Annotated in this window: 25 protein-coding genes; 15 read left to right on the forward strand and 10 right to left on the reverse strand. The window is 68.4% G+C overall.

Annotation, left to right across the window (positions count from 1 at the left end):
• Position 1 precedes the first annotated feature (1 nt).
• From FOY91_RS03680 to FOY91_RS03700, 5 genes are read left to right on the forward strand one after another with little or no spacing between them, the layout of a single operon-like run.
• Positions 2–1,180: an acyl-CoA dehydrogenase family protein gene (locus tag FOY91_RS03680; RefSeq protein WP_145148251.1), complete on the forward strand. Its 1,179-nt coding sequence runs from the start codon at positions 2–4 to the stop codon at positions 1,178–1,180.
• A complete protein-coding gene (locus FOY91_RS03685; protein WP_145148253.1) occupies positions 1,177–2,283 on the forward strand; it encodes a Gfo/Idh/MocA family protein in 1,107 nt (368 codons plus the stop codon). The genes FOY91_RS03680 and FOY91_RS03685 overlap by 4 nt, the downstream gene beginning before the upstream one ends.
• 19 nt (positions 2,284–2,302) lie before the next feature.
• On the forward strand, positions 2,303–2,995 hold the full coding sequence (locus FOY91_RS03690; protein ID WP_145148255.1) for a hypothetical protein: 693 nt from the start codon (positions 2,303–2,305) through the stop codon (positions 2,993–2,995).
• Positions 2,996–3,003: 8 nt separating this feature from the next.
• Complete coding sequence (locus FOY91_RS03695) at positions 3,004–4,647, forward strand: AMP-binding protein (RefSeq protein ID WP_162527119.1); 1,644 nt, start codon at positions 3,004–3,006, stop codon at positions 4,645–4,647.
• Positions 4,644–5,504, forward strand: a complete 861-nt coding sequence (locus FOY91_RS03700) for an enoyl-CoA hydratase (RefSeq protein WP_145148259.1) — start codon at positions 4,644–4,646, stop codon at positions 5,502–5,504. The genes FOY91_RS03695 and FOY91_RS03700 overlap by 4 nt, the downstream gene beginning before the upstream one ends.
• Before the next feature lie 42 nt (positions 5,505–5,546).
• On the opposite strand, the gene FOY91_RS03705 is transcribed toward FOY91_RS03700, so the two are convergent.
• Positions 5,547–6,284: an SDR family NAD(P)-dependent oxidoreductase gene (locus FOY91_RS03705; RefSeq protein ID WP_162527120.1), complete on the reverse strand. Its 738-nt coding sequence runs from the start codon at positions 6,282–6,284 to the stop codon at positions 5,547–5,549.
• Positions 6,285–6,453: 169 nt separating this feature from the next.
• Here FOY91_RS03705 and FOY91_RS03710 point away from each other — a divergent pair, with 169 nt between their 5' ends.
• The gene (locus tag FOY91_RS03710; RefSeq protein WP_162527121.1) at positions 6,454–7,377 is read left to right on the forward strand and encodes a LysR substrate-binding domain-containing protein; all 924 of its coding nucleotides are present in this window, start codon (positions 6,454–6,456) and stop codon (positions 7,375–7,377) included.
• 33 nt (positions 7,378–7,410) lie between these two features.
• Here FOY91_RS03710 and FOY91_RS03715 read toward each other — a convergent pair whose 3' ends face one another.
• On the reverse strand, positions 7,411–8,748 hold the full coding sequence (locus FOY91_RS03715; protein WP_145148265.1) for an alpha/beta fold hydrolase: 1,338 nt from the start codon (positions 8,746–8,748) through the stop codon (positions 7,411–7,413).
• Positions 8,749–8,877: 129 nt separating this feature from the next.
• Between FOY91_RS03715 and FOY91_RS03720 the strand changes: the two genes are divergently transcribed.
• The 6 genes from FOY91_RS03720 to FOY91_RS03745 all read left to right on the forward strand — a co-directional run bounded on the left by FOY91_RS03720 (position 8,878) and on the right by FOY91_RS03745 (position 14,729).
• The gene (locus FOY91_RS03720; protein WP_145148267.1) at positions 8,878–9,213 is read left to right on the forward strand and encodes a hypothetical protein; all 336 of its coding nucleotides are present in this window, start codon (positions 8,878–8,880) and stop codon (positions 9,211–9,213) included.
• 109 nt (positions 9,214–9,322) lie between these two features.
• Positions 9,323–10,504, forward strand: coding sequence for an amidohydrolase family protein (locus FOY91_RS03725; protein WP_145148269.1), 1,182 nt, complete (start codon positions 9,323–9,325; stop codon positions 10,502–10,504).
• Between the two features lie 72 nt (positions 10,505–10,576).
• Positions 10,577–11,656, forward strand: a complete 1,080-nt coding sequence (locus FOY91_RS03730) for an NADP-dependent oxidoreductase (protein WP_145148271.1) — start codon at positions 10,577–10,579, stop codon at positions 11,654–11,656.
• Complete coding sequence (locus FOY91_RS03735; RefSeq protein WP_145148309.1) at positions 11,656–13,152, forward strand: aldehyde dehydrogenase family protein; 1,497 nt, start codon at positions 11,656–11,658, stop codon at positions 13,150–13,152. Before FOY91_RS03730 ends, FOY91_RS03735 begins: the two co-directional genes overlap by 1 nt.
• A gap of 18 nt (positions 13,153–13,170) precedes the next feature.
• On the forward strand, positions 13,171–14,325 hold the full coding sequence (locus FOY91_RS03740) for a thiolase family protein (protein WP_145148273.1): 1,155 nt from the start codon (positions 13,171–13,173) through the stop codon (positions 14,323–14,325).
• On the forward strand, positions 14,322–14,729 hold the full coding sequence (locus FOY91_RS03745) for a Zn-ribbon domain-containing OB-fold protein (RefSeq protein ID WP_145148275.1): 408 nt from the start codon (positions 14,322–14,324) through the stop codon (positions 14,727–14,729). The genes FOY91_RS03740 and FOY91_RS03745 overlap by 4 nt, the downstream gene beginning before the upstream one ends.
• Here the strand turns inward: FOY91_RS03745 and FOY91_RS03750 are convergent.
• Both FOY91_RS03750 and FOY91_RS03755 read right to left on the reverse strand, forming a co-directional pair.
• Positions 14,726–15,793: a phosphotransferase family protein gene (locus FOY91_RS03750; protein WP_145148277.1), complete on the reverse strand. Its 1,068-nt coding sequence runs from the start codon at positions 15,791–15,793 to the stop codon at positions 14,726–14,728. The two genes, FOY91_RS03745 and FOY91_RS03750, sit on opposite strands and share 4 nt — an antisense overlap.
• Entirely contained in the window at positions 15,790–16,224 is a 435-nt protein-coding gene (locus FOY91_RS03755; RefSeq protein WP_145148278.1) for a cupin domain-containing protein, read from the reverse strand. The genes FOY91_RS03750 and FOY91_RS03755 overlap by 4 nt, the downstream gene beginning before the upstream one ends.
• Positions 16,225–16,435: 211 nt before the next feature.
• On the opposite strand from FOY91_RS03755, the gene FOY91_RS03760 reads away from it, so the two are divergent.
• Entirely contained in the window at positions 16,436–18,031 is a 1,596-nt protein-coding gene (locus FOY91_RS03760) for an MFS transporter (protein ID WP_145148280.1), read from the forward strand.
• A gap of 47 nt (positions 18,032–18,078) precedes the next feature.
• On the opposite strand, the gene FOY91_RS03765 is transcribed toward FOY91_RS03760, so the two are convergent.
• The 6 genes from FOY91_RS03765 to FOY91_RS22235 all read right to left on the reverse strand — a co-directional run bounded on the left by FOY91_RS03765 (position 18,079) and on the right by FOY91_RS22235 (position 24,427).
• The gene (locus tag FOY91_RS03765; protein WP_145148283.1) at positions 18,079–19,287 is read right to left on the reverse strand and encodes a CaiB/BaiF CoA transferase family protein; all 1,209 of its coding nucleotides are present in this window, start codon (positions 19,285–19,287) and stop codon (positions 18,079–18,081) included.
• Positions 19,288–19,497: 210 nt separating this feature from the next.
• The gene (locus FOY91_RS03770) at positions 19,498–20,247 is read right to left on the reverse strand and encodes a glutathione S-transferase family protein (RefSeq protein WP_162527122.1); all 750 of its coding nucleotides are present in this window, start codon (positions 20,245–20,247) and stop codon (positions 19,498–19,500) included.
• Complete coding sequence (locus FOY91_RS03775) at positions 20,244–21,086, reverse strand: alpha/beta fold hydrolase (protein WP_145148287.1); 843 nt, start codon at positions 21,084–21,086, stop codon at positions 20,244–20,246. The genes FOY91_RS03770 and FOY91_RS03775 overlap by 4 nt, the downstream gene beginning before the upstream one ends.
• A 15-nt stretch (positions 21,087–21,101) precedes the next feature.
• The gene (locus tag FOY91_RS03780; protein ID WP_145148289.1) at positions 21,102–21,686 is read right to left on the reverse strand and encodes a cupin domain-containing protein; all 585 of its coding nucleotides are present in this window, start codon (positions 21,684–21,686) and stop codon (positions 21,102–21,104) included.
• A 27-nt stretch (positions 21,687–21,713) separates the two neighbouring features.
• Positions 21,714–23,432: an N-acyl-D-amino-acid deacylase family protein gene (locus tag FOY91_RS03785; protein ID WP_238995223.1), complete on the reverse strand. Its 1,719-nt coding sequence runs from the start codon at positions 23,430–23,432 to the stop codon at positions 21,714–21,716.
• A 158-nt stretch (positions 23,433–23,590) separates the two neighbouring features.
• The gene (locus FOY91_RS22235; protein ID WP_145148293.1) at positions 23,591–24,427 is read right to left on the reverse strand and encodes a helix-turn-helix domain-containing protein; all 837 of its coding nucleotides are present in this window, start codon (positions 24,425–24,427) and stop codon (positions 23,591–23,593) included.
• 216 nt (positions 24,428–24,643) lie between these two features.
• Between FOY91_RS22235 and FOY91_RS03795 the strand changes: the two genes are divergently transcribed.
• Positions 24,644–25,801 (forward strand): amidohydrolase family protein, encoded by a 1,158-nt coding sequence (locus FOY91_RS03795; protein WP_145148295.1) that lies wholly within the window; start codon positions 24,644–24,646, stop codon positions 25,799–25,801.
• Between the two features lie 3 nt (positions 25,802–25,804).
• Positions 25,805–26,231, forward strand: a 427-nt coding sequence (locus FOY91_RS03800; protein WP_145148297.1) for a Rieske 2Fe-2S domain-containing protein, incomplete at its 3' end; no start/stop codon positions are given.

A 26,231-nucleotide genomic window follows, 5' to 3' on the forward strand; every position in this document is an offset into this window, starting at 1 on the left:
GATGGACCTGCAATATTCCGACGCCGACCGCGCCTTCCGGGAGCGCGCCCGCAGCTGGCTCGCCACCGCCGTGCCGCGCGAACCGCGCCCGGCGCACGGTGCCGCCGCCGCGCAGTTCGACCGCGACTGGCAGCGCAAGCAGTATGAGCATGGCTGGGCCGGCGTCGCCTGGCCCAAGGAGTTCGGCGGCCTCGGCCTGACCGGCCTGCAACAGGTGATCTGGTACGAGGAACTCGCGCGCGCGCGTGCACCGCACTACATCAACACCACCTACATCGCGCTGATGCACGCCGGCCCGACCCTGATCGCGCGCGGCACCGAGGAGCAGAAGGCGTTCCACCTGCCCAAGATCCTCTCGGGCGAGGCGCTGTGGTGCCAGGGCTTCTCGGAGCCGAACGCCGGGTCGGACCTCGCCTCGCTCAAGACGCGGGGCCGGGTGGAAGGCGACGCCATCTTCGTCAACGGCTCCAAGATGTGGACCACCGACGCCAAATATGCCGACTATCAGGAACTGCTGATCCGCACCGATCCGGCATCCGAACGGCACAAGGGGCTGACGTGGCTGATCGGCGACATGAAGGCGCCGGGCATCGACATCAAGCCGATCCGCACGATGTTGCAGGACGAGCATGTCAACCTCGTGTTCTACGACGAGGTGCGCATCCCGCTTGCCGACGTGGTGGGCGAGGTGAACAAGGGCTGGTCCACCGCGCTGTCGACCCTCTCGTTCGAGCGTGGCCTCGGCTTCATCGGCGACCAGCTCGACCTCTACGAGCGCGTGTGCCGGGCGATCGATCTTGCCGGCAAGGTACGCCTCGAAACCGGCAAGCTGGCGATCGAGGACGACGGCATCGCCCAGAAGCTGGCGTCGCTGAAGGCGGACGCGCTCGCCATTCGTTCGATGACGCTGGCGCACATCACCGAAAGCGACCGCACCGGCGACCCCGGCCCCAAGGGTTCGCTGATGAAGCTGATCGTCACCGCCACCCACAAGGGCCTGAGCGAGACGGTGGGCGAGATGCTCGGCTGGGATTTCCTCGAGTTCGACGGCGATCGCAGCACGCATCCGTGGACCTACGACTACCTGTGGAGCTGGGTGTTCACCATCTCGGGCGGGACGAGCGAGATCCAGCGCGAGATCACCGCCGACCGCCTGCTGGAACTGCCGAGGGCACGATGACCGATACATCCCCGAACACCGGCCCGAACACCGGCCCGCTCAGGATCGGTTTCGCCGGCGGCAACGCCACGCGCGGCTGGGCCAGAGACGCCCACCTGCCCGCCATCCGCGCCTTGCCGGGGCTGGCGGTCGGCGCCGTCTCCGCACGCGATCAGTCGCTGGCGGACGAGGCGGCGGCCGTGTTCGGGGCGCCGGTTGCCTATGGCGACACGCTGGCGATGGTCCGCGATCCCGGCATCGATATCGTCGCGGTGACGGTGAAGGTGCCGGAGCACCGCGCGATCGTGCTGGCCGCGATCGCGGCAGGCAAGCATGTCTATTGCGAGTGGCCGCTGGGCCGCGATCTCGCCGAGGCCGAGGAATTGGCCGCCGCCGCGCGCGCCAGCGACGTCCACGTCGCGATCGGGCTTCAGGGTACGCACGCGCCGGCCATCCGCCATGCCGCCCGGCTGGTGCGGGAAGGGGCGATCGGCCGTCCGCTCAACCTGCGCGTGGTGTCCCCCACCGCCGGATGGGCGAACGAGGCGCCGCCGTTCTACGCCTATCTCCAGGACAAGCGGAACGGCGCCACCCTCTCCAGCATCGCCGGCGGACATACCATCGCCGTGATCGAGGCGATCGTCGGGCCATATGCGGACCTGAGCGCGATCAACAGCATCCTGCGCGATACCGTGCGGATCAGCGGCACCGACGAGGTGGTGCAGCGTACCTGCCCCGATCATGTGCTCGCGATCGGCCGGCACGCGAACGGCTGCGTCTCCTCGCTCGAGGTGCTCGGCGGCCTGCCGAACACCCCCTTCCTGTTCGAGCTGCGCGGCACCGAGGGCGCGCTGACGGTCAGTGGCCACCACGCCGGCGGATTCCAGGTCAGCGACCTGACCGTCACCGCGACGCCGGCCGCCGCGCCGCAGTCGGCGCATGTCGTCGCGGGCCTTGCCGGCGGGCCGATCAACGTCGCCGAATCGTGGGCCGCGTTCGAGGCGGATATCCGCGCCGGTACGCGCACCGTTCCCGATTTCGAGACCGCCGTCCGCCTGACCCGCGTGCTCGACGCGATCGATACCGCCGCCGACACCGGCGGGCGCGTGACGATCGCCGACTGAACCTCCCAGGAGACCGACGATGTCGAATGCCCTCCAGCTCGTCCTGTCCCAGCCAACGGCGGGCATGGATGCGGAATTCAACGAATGGTATGGCGGCAGCCACATGCTGCACCGCGTGGAGGCGCCCGGCGTGCTCGCCGGCCAGCGTTTCCGCCGCGCGGACGGGCCGTGGCCGTCGGGCAAGCATGACTATCTGATGATCTGGGAGCTGGACGATCCCGCCTTCACGCTGGCGGCGCTCGCCAAGGTGAAGGGCACCGCCGACATGCCGATCAGCCCCGCGATCAACATGGACACGGTGCAGCCGCCGACGATGTGGCGCCGCGCCGAGGTACGCAACGCCGCGCGCGTGCCGGTCGATACCGAGGCCCGGCGCCCGGTGGTGTTCGCCCTCTACAGCGCGGCGACGGGCGAGGACGCGGCGCTGGCCGACAGCCTGCTGGACGGTGGCCTGCGCGCGCTGGCGGACCGGTCCGGCGTCCTCTCGGCACAGTATCTCACGCTGGCGGACGAGCAGATCCGGGGCAACTGCCGCAAATACCCGCACGGGCTGCTGATCGAGCTGCACGACGAGGCGGCCGGCGTCGCCGCGCTGACCGGCGTGCTGGCGGCCCTGCCCCATACCGATCCCGATCGCTGGATGCCCATCCTGTTCCGCCCGGTCGGCGAACGGGTGACCCGCCACGACGCCAAACGAATGGCCCACGCATGAGCGCGATCATGAAGACGGACCCGAGCGGTTTCCGCATCCGCTGGTCGGACGAGATGGCCGCGCGCTACCGGCGTGAAGGCTACTGGCGCGAGAGCACGCTCGTCGACGCGGCGCGCGCCGCCGTCGCCGAGGATCCCGCGCGGGTGCTGCTGATCGAGGGCGAGACGCGGCTGACGCGCGGGCAGGCATGGGACCAGTCGCTGCGGCTGGCCGCCTTCTTCCTGTCGCGCGGGCTGAAGCCGGGCGACGTGGTGGCCTTCCAGCTGCCCAACTGGATCGAGGCGTCGATCATCGCGCTGGCCGCGCGGATGACGGGGCTGATCGTCAACCCGATTCCGCCGATCTATCGCGGGTCCGAACTCGGCTACATCCTGGCCGATTGCGGGGCCAAGCTGATCTTCGTGCCGCACGTCTTCCGCAAGCACGACCACAAGGCGACGGTCGAGGCATTGCGCGGCGATCTGCCCGCGCTGCGCGACATCGTGGTGGTACGCGGCGCCGGTGATCCGGGCTGGGACGAGGCGATCGCCTTCCCGCCGGCGGACGAGGCCGATCTGCCTGCCGTCGATCCCTCGGCGGTGATGATGGTGATGTACACCTCGGGCACCACCGGCAAACCCAAGGGCGTGCTCCACACCCATTACGGTTTCGACCATCGCGTGCGCGGTATGGGCGAGGCGTGGGGCATCGGGCCGGACGACGTGGTGTTCATGCCCTCGCCGGTCACCCACATCACCGGCGCCTTCTGGGCGTTCGACATGCCGTGGGTGTTCGGTTCGCAAAGCGTGCTGATCGACGTGTGGCAGGCGGACGACGGCATCGCCTGCATCGCGCGCAACCGCTGCACCGTGTCGGGCGGGGCCACGCCGTTTCTCCAGCAGTTCCTCGATGTCGCGCAGTCGACGCCGGATGCGCTGTCGAGCCTGCGCCTGTTCTTCTGCGGCGGCACCACCGTTTCGCCCGATCTGATCCGCGAGGCGAGCGCGGCCTTCCCCGACTGTTTGTTCTTCCGCGCCTACGGCTCGACCGAGATGACCACCGCGACGCTCGGCATCCGCAGCCGCGACCAGGTGGCGCTGGGCGCGGAGACGGATGGCGAGATCGTCTATCCGACCGAGATCAGGATCGTCGATCCCGAGGGCGATGCGCCCGTGGCCGACGGCACCGAGGGCGAGATCCTGATCCGCGGGCCGGAAGGCTTCGTCGGCTACCTCCACCCGGCCGACAACGAGGGCGCGTTCGACGACGACGGCTTCTTCCGCATGGGCGATCTGGGCGTGCGGGTGCACGGCGATTATCTGGTCATCACCGGGCGCAAGAAGGACATCATCATCCGCTCGGGCGAGAACATCAGCCCGAAGGAGGTGGAGGACCTGCTGTTCACCCACCCGGCGGTGGCCGAGGTAGCGATCGTGGCGATGCCGAGCGCGGCCACCGGCGAGAAGGGCTGCGCCTTCATCATCCCGCGCCCCGGCCAGACGATCGACCTGCCCGAGATCCGCCGTTTCCTCGATACGGCGGGCCTCGCCCGGCAGAAATATCCCGAGCATGTCGTACTGGTCGACGACCTGCCGCGCGTGCCCTCGGGCAAGGTGAAGAAGGACGTGCTGCGCATCCGCGCGCGCGAGATCGCAGAAGGTGAGAGCGCATGACCGAGCCCGAACTCGTCCGTTACGAGCAGCCGGCGCCCGGCGTCGCGCGCATCGTGCTGGCGCGCGCCGAGAAGCATAATTCGATCAACCCGCAGATGATCTTCGAGGTCAACGACCTGTTCAACCGCGCGCTGGCGGACAACGGCGTCAAGGTGATCGTGCTCGCCGCCGACGGTCGCAACTTCTCCGCCGGGCACGATATCGCCGATACCTGCGAGCAGTATCAGGCGGCGGTGACGGCATCCGGGCGGCAGGTGGGCCACTGGAGCGACTTCGAGGCGGAGGGCACCGCCGGCTGGTATGCCGCCGAGAAGGAGGCCTATTTCGAGACGGCCAAGCGCTGGCGCAACATTTCCAAGCCCACCATCTGCGCGGTGCAGGGCAAGTGCATCGCCGGCGCGCTGATCTTCGCCTGGGTGTGCGACATCATCGTCGCCTCGAGCGATGCGGTGTTCTCCGATCCGGTGATGACGTTCGGCATGCCCGGCGTCGAATGGTTCGGCCATCCGTGGGAACTGGGGCCGCGCAAGGCCAAGGAATTCCTGTTCACCGCCGACGCCTGGAACGCCGAGGAAGCGCACCGGCTGGGCATGGTCAACCATGTCGTCGAACGCGATGCGCTGGAGGACTTCACCCTCGCCATGGCGAAGAAGATCGCGACCAAGCCGGCCTTTGCGCTGAAGCTGGCCAAGGAGGCCGTCAACAAGACGCTGGACATCCAGGGTCAGGCAAATGCGATGGATGCGGCCTTCTACATCCACCATCTGGGCCACAGCCAGAATTTTCGCGTGTTCGGCTGGGGTATGGACCCGACCAACGTGCCGAGCCTCGCCACCGTACCGAAGAAGCCGGGCTGATCCCGCGCAAACCGGGGCGGCGCGTGCCGCCCCGTGCCGGCATCAGCGCCAGGCGAAACCGCCGTCCACCGGCAGCATCGCGCCCGTGGTGAACGCCGAATCCGCCGTGGAGAAGAACAGCGCGGCCTGCGCCACGTCCTCCACCGTCCCCAGCCGCTTCAGCGCGACGCGATCGGCGGCGCGGGCGCTGTGCTCGGGATTTTCCCACAGGTAGCGCGTCATCTCGGTCTGGATCACGCCCGGGCAGATCACATTGGCGCGGATCGACGGGCCGAGGTCCATGCCGAGGCAGCGGGTGAACATCAGCAGCCCGGCCTTGCTCGCCGAATAGCCGGTCGTGCCGGGCAGCGGCATGATCGCGCTGGTCGAGGCGATGTTGACGATCGTCGCGTCCCCGGCCGCCTGCATCAGCGGCAGCGCGGCGTGGACGACGTTGTACGGGCCGGTCAGGTTCACCGCGATCATGCGGTCCCAGCTGGCGGGATCGAGGTCGGCGAACGGCTTGATGTCGAGAATACCGGCGGCGTTGACGATGCCGTCGATGCCACCCAGCGCCTCGTCCGCCCGCGTCACGACCTCGTTCACCGCCTCACGCAGGGTGACGTCGCAGCCGTAGCCCTGCGCGCCGATCGCCCCGGCCGCCGCCTCGACCCCGGCCGCATTGCGGTCGAGCAGCGCCAGCGCCGCGCCCTCGGCGGCGAACTTCTCGGCGATCGCGAGGCCCATGCCGCTCGCCGCGCCCGTAATCAGGATCTTCCGACCCGTCAGCCTGCCTGCCACCCCATACTCCTCTCGATTTTTCTCGGACCGCCGGCGATGCACCGGCGCGCCGCGCAAACATGGCCCAGCCATTTGCCTATCCTGCCAAGGCCGTCCAATATCACATCGACGAAAATTGATATCACCGCCACAGGCAAAGCGCATCGTCGCGCCGGATCGGGAGACTGCGATGGATCTGCGGCACATGCGCCATTTCGTGGCGGTCGCCGAGGAGCTTCACTTCGGCCGCGCCGCGCGGCGGCTGAACATCGCGCAGCCGCCGCTCAGCCAGTCGATCCGGCGGCTGGAGGTCGATCTCGGCGTCGAGCTGTTCGACCGGTCACGCCGCAGCGTGGAGCTGACGTCCGCCGGACGGGTGTTTCTGGACGAGGCCCGCCGCACGCTGATGCATGCCGACCTGGCCCGCAAGATGGCGCAGCGCGAGGCGCAGAAGGCGCCCGAGGTGCGGGTGAGTTTCGTCGGGCCGGCGCTCTATCGCGTGCTGCCGGATCTGCTGGTGCGGTATCGCGCCACGGCGCCAGAGGTGAACGTCCGCCTGTTCGAGATGTCGTCCCCCGATCAGATGCACGGAATCATGGCGGGTGATTTCGACGTCGGCTTCATCACCGGCGGCACCGCGCTGGATGGCGCGCTGCGCCGCGTGCTGATGGAGCGGGCGCCGTTCGTCGCCGCCGTGCCCGCCGATTCGCCACTGGCCGAGCAGACCTCGATCAGCCTCGCCGCGCTTGCAGAGCAGCCGTTCATCCGCCCGCCACAGAAATATGCGGCGCAGTCCTCCGAGACGATGAGCATGTTCCGGGATGTCGGCGCGATCCCGCAGGTGACGCAGGAGGCAACGCAGACGAACACCACGCTCAGCCTCGTCGGGGTGGGCCTCGGGTGCAGCATCGTGACGGCGACGGCAGCGCTCACCCAGCCGCGCAACGTGAAGTTCCTGGAGATCGAGGACCCCGCCCCCCACGCCCGCTGGGAACTGGTGATGGCCTGGCATCCCGATCAGGTCGGCCGCATCGCCGCCGATTTCGTCGCGATCGGCCAGGCCTATGCCCGCGACGACGCGCATCTGCTGGAGACGCCGAAGCGGCCGGGCTGACCACCCGGCCCGGCCGCTTCGGGCAACAGAACGTCAGGCGAAGTGAAGCCGGCGGTATTTACCGCGGAAGTAGAGCAAGGGATCGCGGTGCGGCTCGAACCAGGCGTGCTTCACCTCGCCGATGAAGATCAGGTGATCGCCGCCCTCGTGCACCGCGTAGGTGCTGCAATCGAACGAGGCGAGCGCGCCGCCCAGGATCGGCGAGCCGCCCTCGGCCGCGATAGACCAGTCGATCGTGTCGAACCGCGCGACATCGCGCGTGGCGAAACGCCCGGCCACCGGCTGCTGGCCGATGTGCAGCACGTTGACCGCGAAACGCCCGGCATCGACGAAGGTCTGGAGGCTCGCCGATTTTTTGAGCAGCGAAAACAGGATCAGCGGCGGATCGAGCGACACCGAGGTGAAGCTGTTCGCGGTCAGCCCGATCGGCTCGCCGTTCGCGTCGATCGTGGTGACGACGGTGACGCCGGTGCCGAAGCAGCCGAGCGCGTCGCGCAGCACCCTCGGCTCCGAGCCGCCCATGTAGGTGAGCGGCTGGCGCGGCGCCTTGCGTTCGAGGAACTCGACGAGGATGGCGTTGAGCGCGTCCTCGCGGTCGGACGCGGCATAATGGCCGGCGCCCTCGATCTCGGCGATCTGGGAACCGGGGATGATCGCCTGCAGGCGCTGGACGACGTCGCTCGATATCGTCTGGTTGAGCGAGCCGCGGATCAGCGTGACCGGCGTGGCGATCTTGCCCGCCGCCTCCACCAGCCGCGTCTGGCTGAGCAGCGGGCTGGCCGCGGCGACGGCGCGCGGATCGCCCCGCCACTCGAACTTGCCGTCCTCGCGGCGGGTGTAGGCGCTCATCAGACGCTCGGTAAGCGCTGGGCGCGGTTCGTCCGGGGGGAAGGCGGCGAACGCCTCGACGATGGTCGCCGGGTCGTCGAACAATGCAGTGCGCCTGTGCAGCGCCTCGCGCAGGCGATCGGTGTCGATCTCGTCGAACCAGATGTTCACGTCGAGCAGCACGGCGCCGGACACGAGCGGCGTCTGCGTCTCGCCCAGCGTCGTGATCGCGATCAGCGCGCCCAGCCCGGAGGCCACCACGAACGCGCGCGTCGGCAAGGCAGCGAGGATGGCCCGGAGATCGCACACCTGCGCGTCGAGGTCGTAGCGCCCGTCCGGCGCGTGGCCGCTGTCGCCGTGCCCGCGCAGGTCGACGCAGATGGCGTAGCGACCCGCCTCCGCCAGCGCCTCGGCCGATCCGTGCCAGAAGTCGCGCACGTTGCCGGCCGAGGGCAACAGCACCACCGCGGGGTTGTCCGGCGATCCGAATGCGTCGGCCACGAGGCGAACGCCGCCAAATCCCTCGAACTCTAGCCTCTCCATGCCGTCCTGCCCTTATATTCGCCAGCCTGTCGGTGATATCACAATAATATCAAAGCGGGCGGTTCTCATCATAGAAGCGATGGACTAGGAGGCAAGCCAACCCGGAAAAATCCGTGACGGAGAGCGATTTTGCACAAGATGATGGTGCTGGCGAAGGCCGCGTCCGGCAGGACCGAAGAACTCGCGCGCTGGTATGACGAGCAGCACATGAAGGACCTGCTCGCCGTCCCCGGCTTCGTGAGCGCCGAGCGCCACAACGTCATTCCGGTCAAGCGCGCGGACGGCATTCCCGAGTGGGACTTCATGCTGGTCTATGAGATTGCCGGCGACGATCCCTTCACCGTCCTGCGGACGATGGGGGGCCTGATGGGGACCGAGAAGATGCCCGTGAGCGACGCGCTGGAAAGCAGCCAGACGCTGTCACTGGTGGGCCTGTCGCAGTCCCGTCAGGAGAAGGCGGCCTAGCCACGGCCGCCGTGCCCATATCCCCCACGTATCAAGACCGTGCCAATTGATATTTGATTTGAGCATGAAACAGGCTCAATCTCGGTGCCAGTTCGAAGGAGAGATCGACATGTCGGATCAGTTGGAAGCGGTGCGTGAGGACAGCGTGAAGGCATCGGCCAAGCCGCTGATCGTGGACGCCGACGCGCATGTGAACCCGTCGCATGACATGTGGGCGGATTACCTGCCCGAGGCGCTGCGCCCGCTGGCGCCGCAGCTGGAGCATGGCGAGGACTGCGACTACATCGTTTTCGAGGGCAAGCGCCGCAAGCTGAACCTCATCAGCGCGCTGGGCGGCCGCAAGGGCGAGGACTTCAAGATGCACGGCCGTGCATCCGATGCGCGCCAGGGCGGCTGGATGCCCAAGGCGCGGCTGAACGACATGGACGAGGACGGCATGGACAAGGCCATCCTGTTCGGCGGCGGCCCGCTCGGGACGACCAACAGCGAGCTCTACATGGCGAGCTTCGGCGCCTATAACCGCTGGCTCGCCGATTTCTGCTCGGCAGCACCCGATCGCCTGGCCGGTATCGGCTATGTGCCGATGCAGAATGTGGACGAGGCGATCCGCATGATGCGCGAGTGCGTGAAGCTGGGCCTCAAGGGCATCAACATCCCCGCCTTCCCGATGTCCCCCGTGGCATCGCTGAACGGCGGCGACGCGCAGACGATGGCGCTGACCGGCGACGTCAACAGCGAGCGTTCCTACGCCGACGCCGAGTTCGATCCGTTCTGGAAGACGGCATGCGAGCTGGGCGTGCCGATCACCATTCACCTCGGCGGCCGCGCGGTGCGTTTCACCAACAAGAAGTTCTTCCTGTCCGACCTGCTGATGAGCAAGTTCGGCATGGGCGAGCCGATCGCGATCATGATCTACGGCGGCGTGTTCCAGCGCTTCCCCGATCTGAAGCTCGTCTCGGTCGAGAGCGGCGTGGGCTGGTTCGCGTTCGCGGCCAACTACATGGACGAGACGTGGCACAAGCAGCGCCACTGGACCGACAGCGTGCTCGAGCATGCGCCCAGCTACTTCATGGAGCGCAACATCTACGGCTCGTTCATCCATGACCGCGCCGGCATCCTGATGCGCGACTTCCCCGGCGCCGGCAACATCATGTGGTCGTCTGACTATCCGCATTCGGAGACGACCTATCCGCACTCGCTCGACAAGATCGACGAGCTGTTCGAGGGCGTATCCGAGGCCGATCGCAACATGATTATCGGCGGGCGGGCCAACAAACTGTTTAAACTGTAAAGGCGGGGGGCCGGTCGCGCATCGACGCGACCGGCCCCTTTTGCATGCGTGATACGTGAAGGAGAGAAATCGATGACGTCCGATGCGGCAACCGCACGGCGCGTAGTGCTGCGCCACCATCCCGAGGGCGCGCTGCAGCCATCGGACTTCACCATCGAGACGGGCACCATCCCGACACCGGCGGAGGGCCAGTTCCTCGTCCGCAACCGCTTCGTCTCGGTCGATCCGATGCTGCGCCTGTTCGTCGATCGCGATCCCCTGGGCGGCGGGATGCCCTCGATGCCGGTCGGCACCACCATTCCGGGCGCGGCGGTCGGCGAGATCGTCGCGTCGCATCACCCCGATCATGCGGTCGGTGACCTGGTCGAGGGCCGCTTCGGCTGGCAGGAGTATGCCGTGTCGAACGGCGCCGGGGTCAATCGCGTCGATCCGCGCCTCGGCGGGCCGGAGAATGCGCTCGGCATCGGCGGCCTGCCCGGCTTCACCGCTTATGTCGGCCTGCATGCGGCGGGCGGGATCAAGCCGGGCGAGACGGTGCTCGTCAGCGGCGCGGCCGGCGCGGTCGGCTCGGCCGTGGGCGGCTTCGTGCGCGCGCGCGGCGGCCGGGCGGTCGGCATCGCGGGGGGCGCGGACAAGCGCCGCTACCTGATCGAGGAGGCGGGCTACGACGCGGTCGCCGATCGCCATGCCCCCGATTTCCTCGACCAACTCGCCAAGGCGCTGCCCGATGGCGCGAACGTGTATTTCGACAATGTCGGCGGGCCGATGCTCGCCGATGTGGTGCCGTTGATGGCGCGCGGCGGCCTCGTGTTGATCTGCGGCCTGATGGCGCAATATCAGGGCGATGAGGGCGACGGCACCGATCACCTGCCCGCCGTGCTGCGCGCGGTGATGGGCAAGGGCGTCCGTATCCAGAGCTTCACCCAGTTCGGGCAGGATGCGCTGCGCCCCGCCTTCCAGGATGAGCTGGCCGGGCTTGTCGCCAGCGGCGGCATCGCCTCGCGTGTCCATATCGAGGACGGCCTCGATCGACTGCCGCACGCGCTGGCCGGTCTGTTCGCCCACAGCGTACCCGGCAAGGTCGTCGTCCGCGTCGCGCCCGATACGGCGGCACCGGCGGACTCCACCCGTACCCTTCAGGAGAGTGAATGATGGCCACGGCTGTAAAGGCGCCGCTTCAGGCCGCGCTGGCGACCGACATGCTGATCGACGGCCAGCTCGTGCCCGGCGAGGGCGCACCCATGACGGTGTACAACCCGTCGACCGGCGGCGTCACCGTCACCGTGCCCGGTGCCTCGGTCGCGCAGTTCGCGCAGGCGATCGCCGCCGCGCGCGCCGCCGCCGACAAGGGGGAATGGGCCGGCCTGCCGCAGGCCGACCGCATCGCCGCCGTCCGCCGCTATGTGGACCTGCTGGTCGCACGCAGCGACGAGCTGAAGGCGCTGATCGTCACCGAGACCGGCATCCCGGTGAAGTCGATGGTGCTCGGCGCGCAGGTCGACGGGCCGTTGAACCAGATGAAGCAGATGCTCGATCTCTACGCCCGGCTGCCCGAGGTGGAGGAGAACCCGCTGTCGATGGACGAGCGGATCAACCCGATGGGCGGCTTCATCCAGAGCCTGCGGCTGCATGTGCCGGTCGGCGTGGTCGCGGCGGTATCGGCCTATAATTTCCCGCTGCACATCAGCCTGTGGAAGCTGATGACCGCGCTCGTGACGGGCAACAGCGTTATCCTGCGGCCCAGCCCGCTCACCCCGCTCAGCGCGCTCGCGCTCGGCGAGTCCGCGATCGAGGCCGGCATTCCGGCGGGCGTGGTGCACATCCTGGCGGAGGCGGGCGCGGACGGCGCGCTGCTGCTCACCACCGATCCGGCGGTCGACATGGTCAGCTTCACCGGATCGACCGAAGTCGGCAGCAAGGTGGCGGCGCAGGCCGCGCCGTCGATGAAGCGCCTGCAGCTCGAACTCGGCGGCAAATCGGCGGTGATCGTGCTGCCCGACCGGATCGAGGCGGCGTTCCACGCGGCGATCACGGTGTGCATGTCGCATGCCGGGCAAGGTTGCGTGCTCGGCACCCGCGTGTTCGTGCCCGAGGCGGAAAAGCCCAAGGTGCTGGCCGCGATGAAGGCGAGCCTCGCCCATGCGAAGATCGGCGATTCGGACGATCCTGCCACCACCATGGGGCCGGTCATCAGCGAGGCGCAGGTCCAGCGGTGCGAGCGGTACGTGCGGCTCGCCGTGGAAGCCGGCGCCACCGTCGTCGCCGGCGGCAAGCGCGCCGACCGGCCGGGCTATTTCTTCGAGCCGACCGTGCTCGACCTGCCCGACAACAAGAACCCGGCCGCGCAGGACGAGATCTTCGGCCCGGTCGTCGGCGTGATCGGCTATCGCGACGTGGAGCATGCCATCGAGATGGCGAACGACTCGCCGCTCGGCCTGTCCGGCTACGTCCACGGCAAGGATGCGCGGCAGGCGCTGGCGGTGGCGCGGCGACTCCGCACCGGCACGGTCAACGTCAACGCGTTCATGGGCAGCGCCAACGCCTCCTCCGGCGGGCACAAGATGAGCGGTATCGGCCGCGAGCGCGGGGTGGAGGGCATCCGTGCCTTCCAGGAGATCCAGGTCGTCAACCTCGGCTCGGCCGGCTGACGCGGGCGGGCGCCGGGCATGAAGCGCGGCGCCGTCGCCATCGTCGGCATGGGCGTGACCGAGCAGCGCCGCGGGATCGGCGCGCGGCCGCTCGAACTCCGGCGGCAGGCACTGGAATATGCGCTGGCCGATGCCGGGATCGGGCGCGACGCGATCGACGGCTATATCCATGCCAGCCACGAGCGCGAGGATCTGCGCTACCTCGGCCTGTCGCCGAACTTCTCGTGGCCGGTGCAGTCGGGTGGCGCAACGGCCCCGTGCAGCTTCGTCATGGCGGCGGGCGCGATCCTGTCCGGGCAGGCGGAGATGGTCGCCTGCGCCTATGGCATGGCGCCGTCCTCGGGCGGGATGCCGGGCATGGGCGAGAAGATGTCGTTCGGTGCGCTCGGCTACGGCTATCCGGCGCAGGTCGGCATGATCGGGGCGGCGAGCGCGCATGCGCTCCACGCCCGCTGGCACATGGATCGCTACGGCACGACGAGCCGCCACCTCGGCGCGGTCGCGGTGCAGTTGCGCGATCATGCGGTCGGGCGGCCCGATGCGATCACCTTCGGCCAGCCGATCACCATCGAGGATCATCAGGCCTCGCCGATGGTGGTCGATCCGTTCCGCATGCTGGATTGCTGCCGCGATACCGATGGCGGCGCGGTGTTCCTGCTCACCACCGCCGAGCGTGCGCGCACGATGGCGGGCACGCGGCCGGTGTATCTGCTCGGTGCCGGCATGGGCCACAACATCGGCAACTGGCACCGGCGCGACGTGTATCCCCACCACGACGATATCGCCCCGGCCAAGGCCCGTGCCTTCGCGCAGGCCGGGCTGACGCTGGCCGATATCGACACGGCGCAATTCTACGATCCGTTCACGATCTCGATCATCATGCAACTGGAGCAGTACGGCTTCTGCGCGCCGGGCCACGGCGGCCCGTTCGTGGCGGACGGCGGGATCGGACTGAGCGGGCGTATCCCGTCGAACACCGGCGGCGGCCAGATCTCCGGCTTCTACGCCGCCGGCTTCACGCCCCTGATCGAGGCGATCCGGCAGCTGCGCGACGAGGCCGGCACGACGCAGGTGAAGGGCGCCCGCTTCGCGCTGACCAGCGGCCACGGCCTGAACGGCGGCGTGCAGAACACCTGGTCGCACGGCACGCTGATCCTGGGGGCCGACGCATGACGCCCCCCGGCATCGCGCCGCTCGTGAAGGGCGATCCCGATGCACCCTTCTGGGAGGCGTGGGCGGCCGAGGAGCGCTTCCTGCTTCACCGCTGCGCCATCTGCGGTCGCCACGACTGGCCGGCGAGCTGCTGCGTCGAGCATGGCCTGGCGGCGATGACGTGGGTAGAGGCGTCAGGTGGCGGTGTCGTCGACACCTATACCGTGTTCCACCGCGCCTATACCGCCGGGCTTGCCTCGGCGGTGCCCTATACGGTGGCCGTCGTCCGTCTGGACGAGGGGCCGTATTTCCATACCCGGTTGGTCGAGGTCGCGCCGGACGCGGTCTGCACTGGCATGCGCGTCCGCGTCCGGCGCGGGGCAGGCGACGCCTTCCCGCTGTTTATCCCCGACCGGGCGTTTTAACGGCTGTCGAGATAGGCCGCCGTGGCGCTTCCCGGCTCGCGCGGGGTATATTGCGCCGGCATCTCGCGGATCATGCCCATCCGTACCGCCAGGCATTCCATCTTGAAGCCGGCATAGGCCTCGTACCAGTCGATGTCCGCGGTCGACTTGCCGCAAACCTCACCCCACAGTGCGATCGTCTCGTCGCGCGTCCCCATGCCGTCGAGCGGCGCGATGCCCTGCGCGGTGGTCTGCCCGTGATCCGAGCGGAGCCACCAGCCCAGATCGTGTAGCGCGCCACCGAGCGACGGCTGCTCCCAGTCCATTACCGCCGCCACGCGGTAATCCGGGCCGATCATCATGTTGCCGAGCCGGCTGTCACCCCAGACGATCCCGTCCGGGCGATTGGCCGGGCCGACGGCGAGCATGCGTTCGTGCGTATCGCGTAGCAGCGTGAGCTTTCCCTGCGGATCCACCCAGTCGATGAAGCGCCGCCAGCGGTTGACCTCCTGATCGAAGCCGTCGCCGCCGGGAAGGGCGAGAAAGCCCGCCTGCGATGTCGGGACGCGCTGGATCGAGGCGAGCTGGCTCACCGCATCGTGCCACATCCGCCGTCGCTCTTCGGGCGAGGCGTCGAGCAGCCAGCCGTGCTTCGAATAGGGCGGGTAACTGACCGCGACGCGGCCCGCCACCTTCTCCAACACGAAGAACGGCGCGCCGAGCAGGCCGTCGTCCTCCTCGAACCAGAGCGGGCGGGCGACGCGCACCTTCCCGCTCTCGTGCATCAACTGCATCAGCTGGTACTGCGGCACGAACATGTCGTCGCAATACACGGTATCGCGCAGCGGCTTGATCCGCACGACCATGCCCTGCGATCGCGCCTCGCCCGCTTCCTGCCAGGCCGCATCGAACAGGATCGTCTCGTGCGACATGCCCGCGCCGAGCGGATAGCTCAGGTTGGTCACGACGATATCGCGGGCGCCCGGCATCCGGTCGCGCAACCACGCGACCAGACTGGCGGAAAGCGTATCGAGATCCCGGACCGACGGCGCGACGATGCCCGGCGTCGCTTCCGTCCCGCTCATTCCGCGGGCTTGCCTTCGGCGGCGTTGGCGGGGTCGCCCGCCTTGATGAGCGCGCGCTGCATGGCATCCATCACCATGCCCAGCGCATGCGCCGGGTTGAGCTCGAGAACACGGCTGGGCTCTTCGTAGATCAGGACATGGCCCGAGGGGATGAAATAGGCCTCGCCGGCCTCGATCACTTCATCCGGCCAGTCGGAGCCGGGATAGCGCGCGCGCATCCGCCCCTCGAAGATGTAGCCGTAGTGCGGGCACGGGCAGACGCCGCCGGGCAGACCGCCGAACTTATAGGATTCGCTGCAATCGAGCGGCTCGCTCACCGTGGTGTAGCCGACCTCCATGTCGCCCCACTGGACGGTACGGAAGCCCTCGTGGCCGATCGCGGGCCAGCGGGCGCTGCCGTTCGGAAAGTCCTCGGGTTTGCAATGCGGCATCGATCTCTCTCCTGTTTCCGGTCGATGTTGGTTTCGACCCTGCTGGTTTCAGGGCAATCTAGGCCCGGCGACAGGGTGGTCCAATATCATTGGCACCACCGCTGATAGCAAAATGATATGGCATGATGGCATTGCATCGTCTGACCGTTTGACGACGCCCCGCCTCACCCGCTAGCACCATGCTACCGGGCCGAGGAAAGAAGTCCAGATCATGCAGACATCGACGGGAGAGTCCCCCAACGCGGCCGAACGCGGGCACGCCCCCGCGCCGGAGGGCGTGGAACGCGCGTCACCCTATGCCTATTATGCGCTGGCGATACTGGTTCTGGCCAATTTCCTGAACTACGTCGATCGTCATATCGTCTCGATCGTCGGCCAGAAGCTCAAGGTCGATCTTGCGTTGACCGATGCGCAACTGGGCTTCCTGATCGGCACAGCCTTTGCCGTCTTCTACGGCGTCGTCGGTATCGCGATGGGCCGCATCGCCGACGCGCTCAGCCGCACGCGGCTGATGGCGCTGGGGCTGGCGCTCTGGTCGGGGATGACGGCGGTCGCGGGGCTGGCCACCAGCTTCGCCTGGCTCGCCGTCGCCCGGCTGGGCGTGGGCATCGGCGAGGCGGCTGCCAATCCCTGCTCGCACTCGCTGCTGTCCGATTACTTCCCGGCGCGCAACCGCTCGGCGGTGCTGGCGGTGTACCTGCTGGGCACGCATCTGGGTGCCGCCGCCTCGCTGATCGGCGGCGGGCTGATGCTGTCGCACTGGGACACGATCTGCCTGTCCTTCCCGGACGGCGCGTGCGGCATCGCCAACTGGCGGGCGGCCTTCTTCGTCACGGGGGCGCCGGGCGTGCTGCTCGCGCTGCTCGTGTTCTTCATGCGCGAACCGCGCCGGGCGACGGCTGTGCGCAAGACGGGCACGCTGCGCCTCGTCATCCTGGAGCTGTCGGCGGCGATCCCGCCGCTCACGCTCGTAAATCTCTACCGGATCGGCGGCATGCCGGCCGTGACGCGCAACCTGATCTTCGCGCTCATCGTGATCGTGATCGCCACGGGCCTGTCGCTGACGGTGGGGGACTGGCCGCAGTGGGCGGCGGTGGCGCTGGGCGTCTATTCGGTGTCGACGTGGGCGGGCGTACTGCGCCGGCGCGATACGCCGCTCCACCGGCTCACCTTCGGCTGCCCCACCTTCGGCTACGTCGCCGCCGGCGGAGCGCTGTCCACCGTGGTGCTGGGCGCCGCGCAGGCGTGGAGCGCGCCCTATGTGATGCGCACGCTGAACGCGACCCCGGCCGAGGCGGGCGTCGCGCTGGGTCTGGCGGGGGCGACCGCCGCCGGTATCAGCGTGGTGGCCGGCGGGATCATCACCGATTTCTGGAAGCGGCGCGATCCGCGCGCGCCGGTATGGATCGCGCTCATCGCGCTCGTCGTGCCGGTGCCGGCCTTCGTGATGATGCTGCGCGCCGAGACGCTGGCGGGCTATGTCGCGGCCTATTCGGTGTTCATGCTCATCAGCATGCTGTGGGCGGGCGGTTTTGCCGCGCTGGTGCAGGATCTGGTGTTGCAGCGGATGCGCGGTACGGCGGCCAGCGCCTTCTCGCTCATCATGATCCTCGTCGGCTCGGGGATCGGGCCATACTGGGTCGGCAAGATCAGCGGCCTCACCGGCTCGCTCGCCACCGGCATGCTCAGCGTGCTCACGCTCGTGCCGGTCGCCGCAGTGCTGCTGGTGATGGGCGCGCGCCGCCTGCCGGCCGAGACACGCGAACGCCGCCTCGCGCTGGCGCGAGCGGCGGGGGAACCGGTCTGACGAAAGCGGCCGCCCCGGATCGGGGCGGCCGCTTCGCCTGCCGTCTTTTACTGGACCAGGCGGCGGGCCTTGAGATCGGCCAGCGCGTCGGCCGAATAGCCGACCTCGGTCAACAGCGCGTCGGTATGCGCGCCCATGCCGGGCGACCGCTCCAGCCGCACCGGGCTGGCCTGCCCGTCGAACGCCGACGGGCCGGACACGACCCGCACCGAGGATTCACCGATCGGCAGGTCGAACATCATGCCATTGGCATGCACCTGCGGATCGTTGGTCACGTCCTCGATCGTGCGGACCAGCTCCCACGGCGCATCCCAGGCGTCGAACTCCGGCTGCCAGTCGGCCCAGTCGCGCGCGGCGATCTTGCCGCCGATCTGCGCGGACAGCGAGGCGGCGTTCTGCATCCGCGCCTTGTTGTCGGCGAAAAGCGGATCGTCGATCAGTTCGTCCAGCCCCAGCAGCCGGCACAGCGAGGGCCAGTGCGGGCGCGGATCGAGCAGCATCAGCTGGATCAGCCGGCCATCGCGCGTGGGGTAGAGTTCCATCAGCGGCATCCGGCTCGGGCCGTCATGGTGCACCTTGTAGCCCGGCACCTGCGAATAGGTGAGATCGGACGACAGCATCCACACCGCTGTGGACAGCAGCGAGGTTTCCACTACCGGCGCCTCGCCGGTCATCGCCCGCTTGAACAGCGCGCCGGCGATGCCGAACGCGAGCGCCACCGAGCCGGAGTGATCGCCGAAGGCGGCGCGCGGCGGCGTCGGCTTGTTGCCCGGCAGGGTGAAGGCATAGGACATGCCGCCACGCGCCCAGAAGGCGGACGCATCGAAGCCGGCCTTGTCCGCCTCGGCGCCCTTGAAGCCATAGCCGTTGCCGCGCGCATAGATGAGCCGCGGGTTGCGCGCCTTCAGGTCCTCGATGTCCAGCTTCAGCGAGCGCAGCGCCTTGGGGCGCAGGCTGGTGAGGAACACGTCGGCCGTCTCCACCAGCTTCAGGAACGCCTCGCGCCCCTCGGCCGATTTCAGATCGAGCGCGATGCTCTTCTTACCGCGATTATTCTGTTCCATCGCCAGATTGGTCGCGCCCACCTCGCGGCCGTCGCCCACGATCAGCGTGCGATAGGGGTCGCCGGTGCCGGTGGACTCGATCTTGATGACCTCGGCGCCCTGATCGGCCAGCAGCACGCCCGCGCCCGGCACGAACACATATTGTGCCAGCTCCAGCACCCGAACCCCGGAGAAAATACCCTTGTCGCTCATCTACGATCCTCCCGCCCCGTCATCGCGGGGTTGCCCTGAACATGGTTTCGCCAGCCTGACCGATGGCCCGGGTGCCGGTGCCGCCCGTGCCACGCATCGGCCGACGGCCCGCCGGCGCAATGCCGCACGGATGAGGCATTCCGATGCCGTTGTTGCCGCCGAAACGCCCGACGTGCAAGCGAAGATGGCACGGCACCGCGGCCGTGCGTGCTATCCACGGTCCGATGTCGCCCGGCCGGCGGCAGCCTGCGCGGCGGTGGGGGCGGGAATGTGGAGGCCCAGAAAACGCTCGCGTTCCTCGGGCGTCGCCGCCGCCATGTCGGCCGCGTCCTGCCGCCCCATCGCGGCCAGCACCGCCTCCGACCGTATCACCGCCGGGCGGGCGGCGACGGTATCCATCCACGCGACGAGGTGGGGGCAATCGGCATCCCGCATCCCGTGGCGGTGGAAATAGCGCGCCCACGGAAAGGTCGCCATGTCGGCGATCGAATAATCCGCACCGCCGAGGAAGGCGGCCTCGGCCAGCCGCGTGTCGAGCGCGCGATAGACCTGCGCGGCCATGCGGCGGAAGCGGCCGGCGGCATAGGCGTTGTCGTCGGCGATGCGGCGGAAATGGCTGTTGTTGCCCAGCGCCGGGCCGACGTTGGCCACCTGAAGGAACAGCCATTTCAGCACCGCATAACGCGCCGGGCCGGCGACGGGCAGGTAATCGCGGCCATGACATTCCGCCAGATACGTCAGGATCGCGCCCGATTCGAAGATCGGCTCGCCCCCCGCCGGGCCGTCGGGATCGACCAGCACCGGCACCTTGGCGATCGGATTGAGCGCGAGGAATGCAGGGTCGAACTGCCGCCCCCGGAACACCGCGACATGGCGGACGGCGTAGGCCAGCCCCATCTCCTCCAGCGCGATCGCGATCTTGCGCACGTTGGGGCTGGACATGCCGTACAACTCGATCATCGCGCGGCGCCGATAAAGCCGATGATCGCCGGGGCCAGCAGCGGGTACAGATCGAACACCGATCCGGCCATGCGCCCGCTGAACCGGTCGATCCATGCCTCGCGCGGCCAGGGCGAGGCGCGCAGCGTGGCGTGAGGGATCAGCCGCGCCATCGCCCGCGACACCTCTGGCGGGTGCACGTCGTCGTCCCCCTCGAAGATCAGCGTCGGCAAGGCGATCGTCGCCAGCGCCGCATCCGGCACGCCCGCCAGCGTGCAGTCGCCGCGATGATAGAACGCCTCGTTCCAGCGCCTGAGCATCGCGACGAACGCATCCGGGTCCAGCGCGAGCAGGCGATCGCGGCTGGCGGGGTTGCAGGCGATCCGCTCGGCGAAGAAGGGGGTTTCGGCAACGGCGGCCATGCCCCCGCGCGCCGCCGCCATGAGGTACGGCACGTGATAGGAGAAGCCGAGGAACTGGCAGCCATAGGCGCCGCCCGACGCCGACCAGAGCAGCAGGCCGGCCGCCGTATCGGGCCGGCACAGCGCCGTCGCCACCGAGACACGGCAACCGGCCGAACCGCCGGCCAGCCATGCCGGCCCCCGCCCCAGATGATCGATCAGCGCGCCTAGATCACCGGCCCAGATCGCCTGTTCGGACTCACCGTGAAACGTCAGGTCGCTGGCGCCGGTGTTGCGCCGGTCCCACGTCAGCACGGTGGCGTCGGGGGCAAGCGCGTCCGCGAGGGCCGATACCGCCTCGCCCGGCTCGCGCCCGCCTGGCGTCAGCGCGATCAGCGGCCCCGCGCCGCGAAGCCGGTAGTGCAGCGTGCCGCCGTCCGGGGTGGTGAAGCGCGGCATCGCCGGCCCGCCCGCTCACGCGCCCGGCTGGAGCAGCCCGAACGGCGCCGGCTCGGTTTCCCATGTCTTCTGCCGCTCGTGCAGGGTGGCGACGATCCTGTCCCAGTATTTCTCGGTCTTGCCGCGATAGCGGGTGTCGTAGTCACCGTTGGGGCGAACCTCGATGAACTCGACCCCCTCCGCGCCGGGCGTGACGGTATAGGGCACGCCGCCGGGGATCAGCAGGCCGTCCCCCTTGCCCAGTTCCTCGGTGCCCACGCGCATCGATCCGGCGATGACCTGATAGAAACAGTCCTTGTCGTGGCTGTGCAGCGGCAGCGGAAACCCGCTTTTGAACCATGCGTAGGAGACGTGCATGTCCGCCGACGAAAACAGCACCCGCGCCATCGCGCCGCCGGAAACGCCGGCGCCGACGAAGCGCTGGAGCCCCTCCTCCACCATCGGATGCGGCACGTAATCCGCGCGCATGGTGCCCCGCTCCTTGGCGGGGATCACGCCCGGCGCATCGGCCGCGCGGAACACCCGGAACGTCTCCCGGCTGTCGGCGGCGGTGATCTCCACATCGTCGGGCGAATCAACATGCTGTGCTTCGATCGGCATCGTCGCTCCTTTCCTTGCGGGCCAGCGTCAGTGCGGCCGCACCACCACACCGGGCAGGCGACCAGTCAGCTCGCCCTCGATCACGATCGGCTGGCCGTTGACGATGGTGGCATGCACGCCGCGGCCGAACGCCTTGTAGCGACCGACGCCGCCGGGCAGATCGCGCACGAACTCCTTGCGCCACGGCCCGATCGTCTCGGGATCGAAGATCATGATGTCGGCCCAGCCGCCCACCTTCAGCGTGCCGCGATCATGGAAGCCGAGCAGCGCGGCCGGCACCTGCGTGATCTGGCGGATCCCCTCCTCCAGCGACCAGACCTTGCGATCGCGCACCCACGAGCCAAGGAAATAGGAGCTCCAGTCGGACTGATCGTCCTTGGCCAGATGCGCGCCGCCATCGGACGTGCCGATGATCATGCGCGGATCGAGCTGCGCCTTGCCCACCGCCGAGGCCCATTCGGGCGTTTCGGTACGCCAGCGCATCTTGGTCTCGAAATTGTCGGCCAGCGCCAGATCCAGCGCATAGTCGCCGGGGGCCACGCCCTTCGCCTTCGCCAGATCGGCCACGCTGAGGCCGTCGAAGTCAGCGGCCGCCATGCTCGGCGAGGTATCGATCCACACGCTGTCCCACTGCGGTGCGGGCAAGGTGGTGCCCCGCGCGGGATCGCGGTTATAATTCTCCACGGCGAAGCGCATCTCGTCGCGCGCCGCCGGATCGCGCAGCAGCGCCGCGCGATCCTCGACCGGCAACAGCGTCATGCGCTGCCAGCTGGGCACCGCCGCCCACAGCTTGTTGCTTTCGTCGAAGGCGACCGCGCGATCGAACGGGCGGGCGATCAGCAGCGAATAGATCGGCGCGCCCTCGCGCGTCGCCTTGTCGAGGAACTCGACGGCCTGATCCCATGTCGCGGTCGGCGCATCCACCTTGCCGCGCCCGCCCAGCCCCTGGATCACCACCGGCAGGCCGCAGCGCTTGCCGATCTCGATCAGATAGTCGAGATCCTCCTGCGTGAAGCCGCTGATGACGGTGGCCGGCAGGAAACAGATCGACCCCGACCCATAGGCACCGACCTCCTCGACGAGCGCGAGCAGTTCCTCGCGCGCCGCGAGACGGGACGGGACCGGACGGCCATGGATGTCGTTGTGCGTGGGCGCGGCGGACGAAGACAGGCCGGCCGCCCCCGCCGCCATCGCCTCGGCCACGATCCGCCGCATCTCGGTGATTTCCCCGGCGGTGGCCGCGCGCTCGATCGCGGCATCGCCCATCACCCAGCGGCGAATGTTCGAGTGGCCGACATAGCAGGCGAAGTTGACGCCCAGTTTGTCCTTCAGCGATCGCAGGAACTCGTCGAACGTCTCGAAGTCGTCCCACGCCACGCCGCTGAGCGCGATCGGGTCCATGTCCTCCACGCTGGCGAACACGCCGGTCATGAACGGCTGGTCCTCCCGCCGCACCGGCGCGACGGAGAAGCCGCAGTTGCCGCCTAATACGGTGGTCACGCCGTGGAAGCAGGACATCGTCGCATAGGGATCGAAGGTGATCTGCGGATCATAATGCGTGTGTGCATCGACGATGCCGGGGGCGACGATGCGGCCCTGCGCGTCGATCTCGTCGGTCGCCTTCTCGTCAGCGAGACGGCCGATCTTGGCGATCCTGCCGTCGCGGATGCCGATGTCCACGCGGCGGCGCGGCAGGCCGGTGCCATCGACGACATAGCCGTTGCGCACGATCAGGTCGAAATCCACTCGCACTCTCCTCGCGTGTCGCCTCCGGCGACATCGATCTTCGCATCCGCAAAGCCGGACTTGTGCCGGTTGACCCCCGATAGCGCCGATGCCGCCGCCTGTGTCAAGCACTCTTCGATATTTCGAGAGATTGTTCAGCCCCGGCTGCGCGGCCCGCGCTAACGCAGTTCCCGCCCGGCGATGAAGGCGCCGATCCGGTCGCAGGCGGCCCTCAGTCGCTCCCCCATCAGGTCGATCCGGTCGCCGGTGACGGGGCCGGTGAAACCCGCCAGACTCAGCCCGAACGCGGCCAGACCCGGCCGCGAAAACACCGGCGCCGCGACATAGGCGAGTTGGTAGCTTTCCGCCGGATCGATCGCGGCCTGCGTGTAGTCGGTCAGCGCCGCCTGATATTGCAGACTGCGCGCCGTCTCCCGATCGACCAGTGGCACGGTGCGCGTCGCGAAGGTGAAGCCGCGTGCACACAGGAAGCGCTGCGCCTCGTGCAGCTTCACGCGATAGGCAGGCTCCAGCGGCGGATCGGCGGTATCGAGCCATGCATCGAACACCGCCTCCGTGCCGGTCACGAACTCGCGGCCCAGCGGCGCGGCGACGGGGACAGTGCGGATATAGGGCGCATTCCAGGTGATATGCGACACCGCCGAGGCGCGCTCGCGTACCACCACCTCGTTATCGACCAGATGATAGGCCGAGCAGACGACGTCGAACTCGTCGGCGAGCAGGCGCATCTCGGGCCGCGCCACCTGCATGATGATCGCGGGCGCGAGCGAGGCCTGCGCCACCCGGGCGAGCGCGGGGCCGAGCACATAGGTCTTGCCGGCGGTGCGATAGGCATAACCCGCCTCCACCAACGCGGCGAGCAGGTTGTGGCAGGTCGCGCTGCTCAGCCGCAGCGTCTTGGCGATCTCGGTGAGGGTGAACGCCTGTTCGGGGTGGCCGGCAAGAAAGTTTAGGACGGCGACGGCGCGGGCCACCGGGGCCGAAAGCTGGGTCATCGATCCGGACGTCCTTCTGCGCTGCCTGCCGATCGGGGCGGCCGACGGGTGCCATAGCGAGTTATTCGATATTTCGAGAGATTTTTCGCATGAATTGACGCCCCCCTGCCGATATGAGACAGCAGGACGAAGACCGCGCGGACCTGAAACCGGATGCCGAAGATACGGCACATCCGGCTGCCAGCCGATGCGGGCGCGATAGGAAAGGTTGCTTGAATGGCCGATAGTGCGACGCAGATCGAGCTGATCGACGCGGATGCCCACGTGAATCCACCCGCCACCTTCTGGAACGACTACCTGCCCGCCGCACTGGCAGATCGCGGCCCGCAGATCGAGGAAGGCAGCGCCGAGGAGGACCATGACTGGGTCGTTTTCGAAGGGTCGCGCAAGCCGCTCAACGTCCTGTCCTCGGTGGTCGCGCAGGGGCGCAAGTTCAAGCCGAACGGTCGCCAGTCCGATATCAAGGCCGGCAGCTTCGAGCCGTCCGCCCGGCTGGAGGACATGTCGCACGATGGCGTCAGCCGCGCCGTGCTGTTCGGCGGCGGGCCGCTGGGCACGGGAGACAACGATCTCTACATCGCCAGCTTCCAAGCCTATAATCACTGGCTGGCGGACTTCTGCAACCATGCGCCCGACCGCCTGATCGGCGTCGCCTACCTGCCGATGCAGGACATCGACCAGTCGATCGCGATGCTGAAGGACGCCGCCGCGCGCGGGCTGAAGGCGGTGAACATCCCCGCCTTCCCACAGTCCAAGAAGGCCACCGGCGGCGGTGGCTTCGCCGCGCAGGTGCTGGCGCTGACCGGCGACCCGGACGGACCGCTGCAATATGATTCGCCCGAGTTCGACCGTTTCTGGCAGGCCTGCGTCGATCACGACATGGCGATCACCATCCATCTCGGCGCGCGCATCGCCCGGCCGGGGATGAATCGCTTCCTGCCCAATCTGGTGATGTCCAAGCTGTGCATGGCCGAACCGATCTCGATCATGATCTTCGGCGGCGTGTTCGATCGCTTCCCCACGCTGCGCTTCGGCTCGATCGAGAGCGGCGTCGGCTGGATGGCGTGGATGGCGCAGTATATGGACGACATCTTCGACAACCAGCGCCACTGGCTGCAACTGGACCTGAAGCATCAGCCCAGCTTCTACATGGACCAGAACGTCTACGGCTCGTTCATCCGCGATCCGGTCGGCGTGCTGAACCGCAACCTGCCGGGCGGGCGCAACATCATGTGGTCGACCGATTACCCCCATTCGGAAACGACGTGGCCCGACTCGCTGAACGTGATGGACAAGTATTTCGGCGGCATCAGCGAGGCCGAGCGCAAGCCGATCGTGCATGACAACGCCATGCGCTTCTACGGACTGTCCTGAGCCATGCTCACGCCCGCGCAGAACCGCCTGCTGACCGAGGTGGAGGGCGACGCGCCGATGGGCGCGATGATGCGCGAGCGGTTCTGGATCCCGTGCGCGCTTACCGAGACGCTCGTCGCCGACGGGGCGCCCAAGGTCGTCCGGCTGATGGGCCGGGGCTATGTCGCCTTCCGCGCGACCGACGGGCGGATCGGCTTCTTCGACGAGGCGTGTCCGCATCGCGGCGTCTCGCTCGGCCTCGCCCGCAACGAGGACTGCGGCCTGCGCTGCATCTTCCATGCGTGGAAGTTCGACGTGTCGGGCAAGGTGGTCGAGGTGCCATCCGAGGGCGCGCGCTCCGCCAGTTTCGCCGCGCAGGTGACGCTCAACCATTATCCCACCTTCGAGGGCGGCGGGCTGCTGTGGGTGTATCTGGGCAAGGGGCCGCCCC

The sequence above is a fragment of the Alterirhizorhabdus solaris genome, from assembly GCF_007785815.1.
GTDB classification, from domain to species: Bacteria; Pseudomonadota; Alphaproteobacteria; order Sphingomonadales; family Sphingomonadaceae; genus Alterirhizorhabdus; species Alterirhizorhabdus solaris.

Excerpts from the sequence above, each read along its gene's own strand:
- FOY91_RS03680 (WP_145148251.1), top strand. The coding sequence starts at position 2 with ATGGACCTGCAATATTCCGACGCCGACCGCGCCTTCCGGGAGCGCGCC.
- FOY91_RS03685 (WP_145148253.1), top strand. The coding sequence starts at position 1,177 with ATGACCGATACATCCCCGAACACCGGCCCGAACACCGGCCCGCTCAGG.
- FOY91_RS03690 (WP_145148255.1), top strand. The coding sequence starts at position 2,303 with ATGTCGAATGCCCTCCAGCTCGTCCTGTCCCAGCCAACGGCGGGCATG.
- FOY91_RS03695 (WP_162527119.1), top strand. The coding sequence starts at position 3,004 with ATGAAGACGGACCCGAGCGGTTTCCGCATCCGCTGGTCGGACGAGATG.
- FOY91_RS03700 (WP_145148259.1), top strand. The coding sequence starts at position 4,644 with ATGACCGAGCCCGAACTCGTCCGTTACGAGCAGCCGGCGCCCGGCGTC.
- FOY91_RS03710 (WP_162527121.1), top strand. The coding sequence starts at position 6,454 with ATGGATCTGCGGCACATGCGCCATTTCGTGGCGGTCGCCGAGGAGCTT.
- FOY91_RS03715 (WP_145148265.1), bottom strand. The coding sequence starts at position 8,748 with ATGGAGAGGCTAGAGTTCGAGGGATTTGGCGGCGTTCGCCTCGTGGCC.
- FOY91_RS03725 (WP_145148269.1), top strand. The coding sequence starts at position 9,323 with ATGTCGGATCAGTTGGAAGCGGTGCGTGAGGACAGCGTGAAGGCATCG.
- FOY91_RS03730 (WP_145148271.1), top strand. The coding sequence starts at position 10,577 with ATGACGTCCGATGCGGCAACCGCACGGCGCGTAGTGCTGCGCCACCAT.
- FOY91_RS03735 (WP_145148309.1), top strand. The coding sequence starts at position 11,656 with ATGGCCACGGCTGTAAAGGCGCCGCTTCAGGCCGCGCTGGCGACCGAC.
- FOY91_RS03740 (WP_145148273.1), top strand. The coding sequence starts at position 13,171 with ATGAAGCGCGGCGCCGTCGCCATCGTCGGCATGGGCGTGACCGAGCAG.
- FOY91_RS03745 (WP_145148275.1), top strand. The coding sequence starts at position 14,322 with ATGACGCCCCCCGGCATCGCGCCGCTCGTGAAGGGCGATCCCGATGCA.
- FOY91_RS03750 (WP_145148277.1), bottom strand. The coding sequence starts at position 15,793 with ATGAGCGGGACGGAAGCGACGCCGGGCATCGTCGCGCCGTCGGTCCGG.
- FOY91_RS03755 (WP_145148278.1), bottom strand. The coding sequence starts at position 16,224 with ATGCCGCATTGCAAACCCGAGGACTTTCCGAACGGCAGCGCCCGCTGG.
- FOY91_RS03760 (WP_145148280.1), top strand. The coding sequence starts at position 16,436 with ATGCAGACATCGACGGGAGAGTCCCCCAACGCGGCCGAACGCGGGCAC.
- FOY91_RS03765 (WP_145148283.1), bottom strand. The coding sequence starts at position 19,287 with ATGAGCGACAAGGGTATTTTCTCCGGGGTTCGGGTGCTGGAGCTGGCA.
- FOY91_RS03770 (WP_162527122.1), bottom strand. The coding sequence starts at position 20,247 with ATGATCGAGTTGTACGGCATGTCCAGCCCCAACGTGCGCAAGATCGCG.
- FOY91_RS03775 (WP_145148287.1), bottom strand. The coding sequence starts at position 21,086 with ATGCCGCGCTTCACCACCCCGGACGGCGGCACGCTGCACTACCGGCTT.
- FOY91_RS03780 (WP_145148289.1), bottom strand. The coding sequence starts at position 21,686 with ATGCCGATCGAAGCACAGCATGTTGATTCGCCCGACGATGTGGAGATC.
- FOY91_RS22235 (WP_145148293.1), bottom strand. The coding sequence starts at position 24,427 with ATGACCCAGCTTTCGGCCCCGGTGGCCCGCGCCGTCGCCGTCCTAAAC.
- FOY91_RS03795 (WP_145148295.1), top strand. The coding sequence starts at position 24,644 with ATGGCCGATAGTGCGACGCAGATCGAGCTGATCGACGCGGATGCCCAC.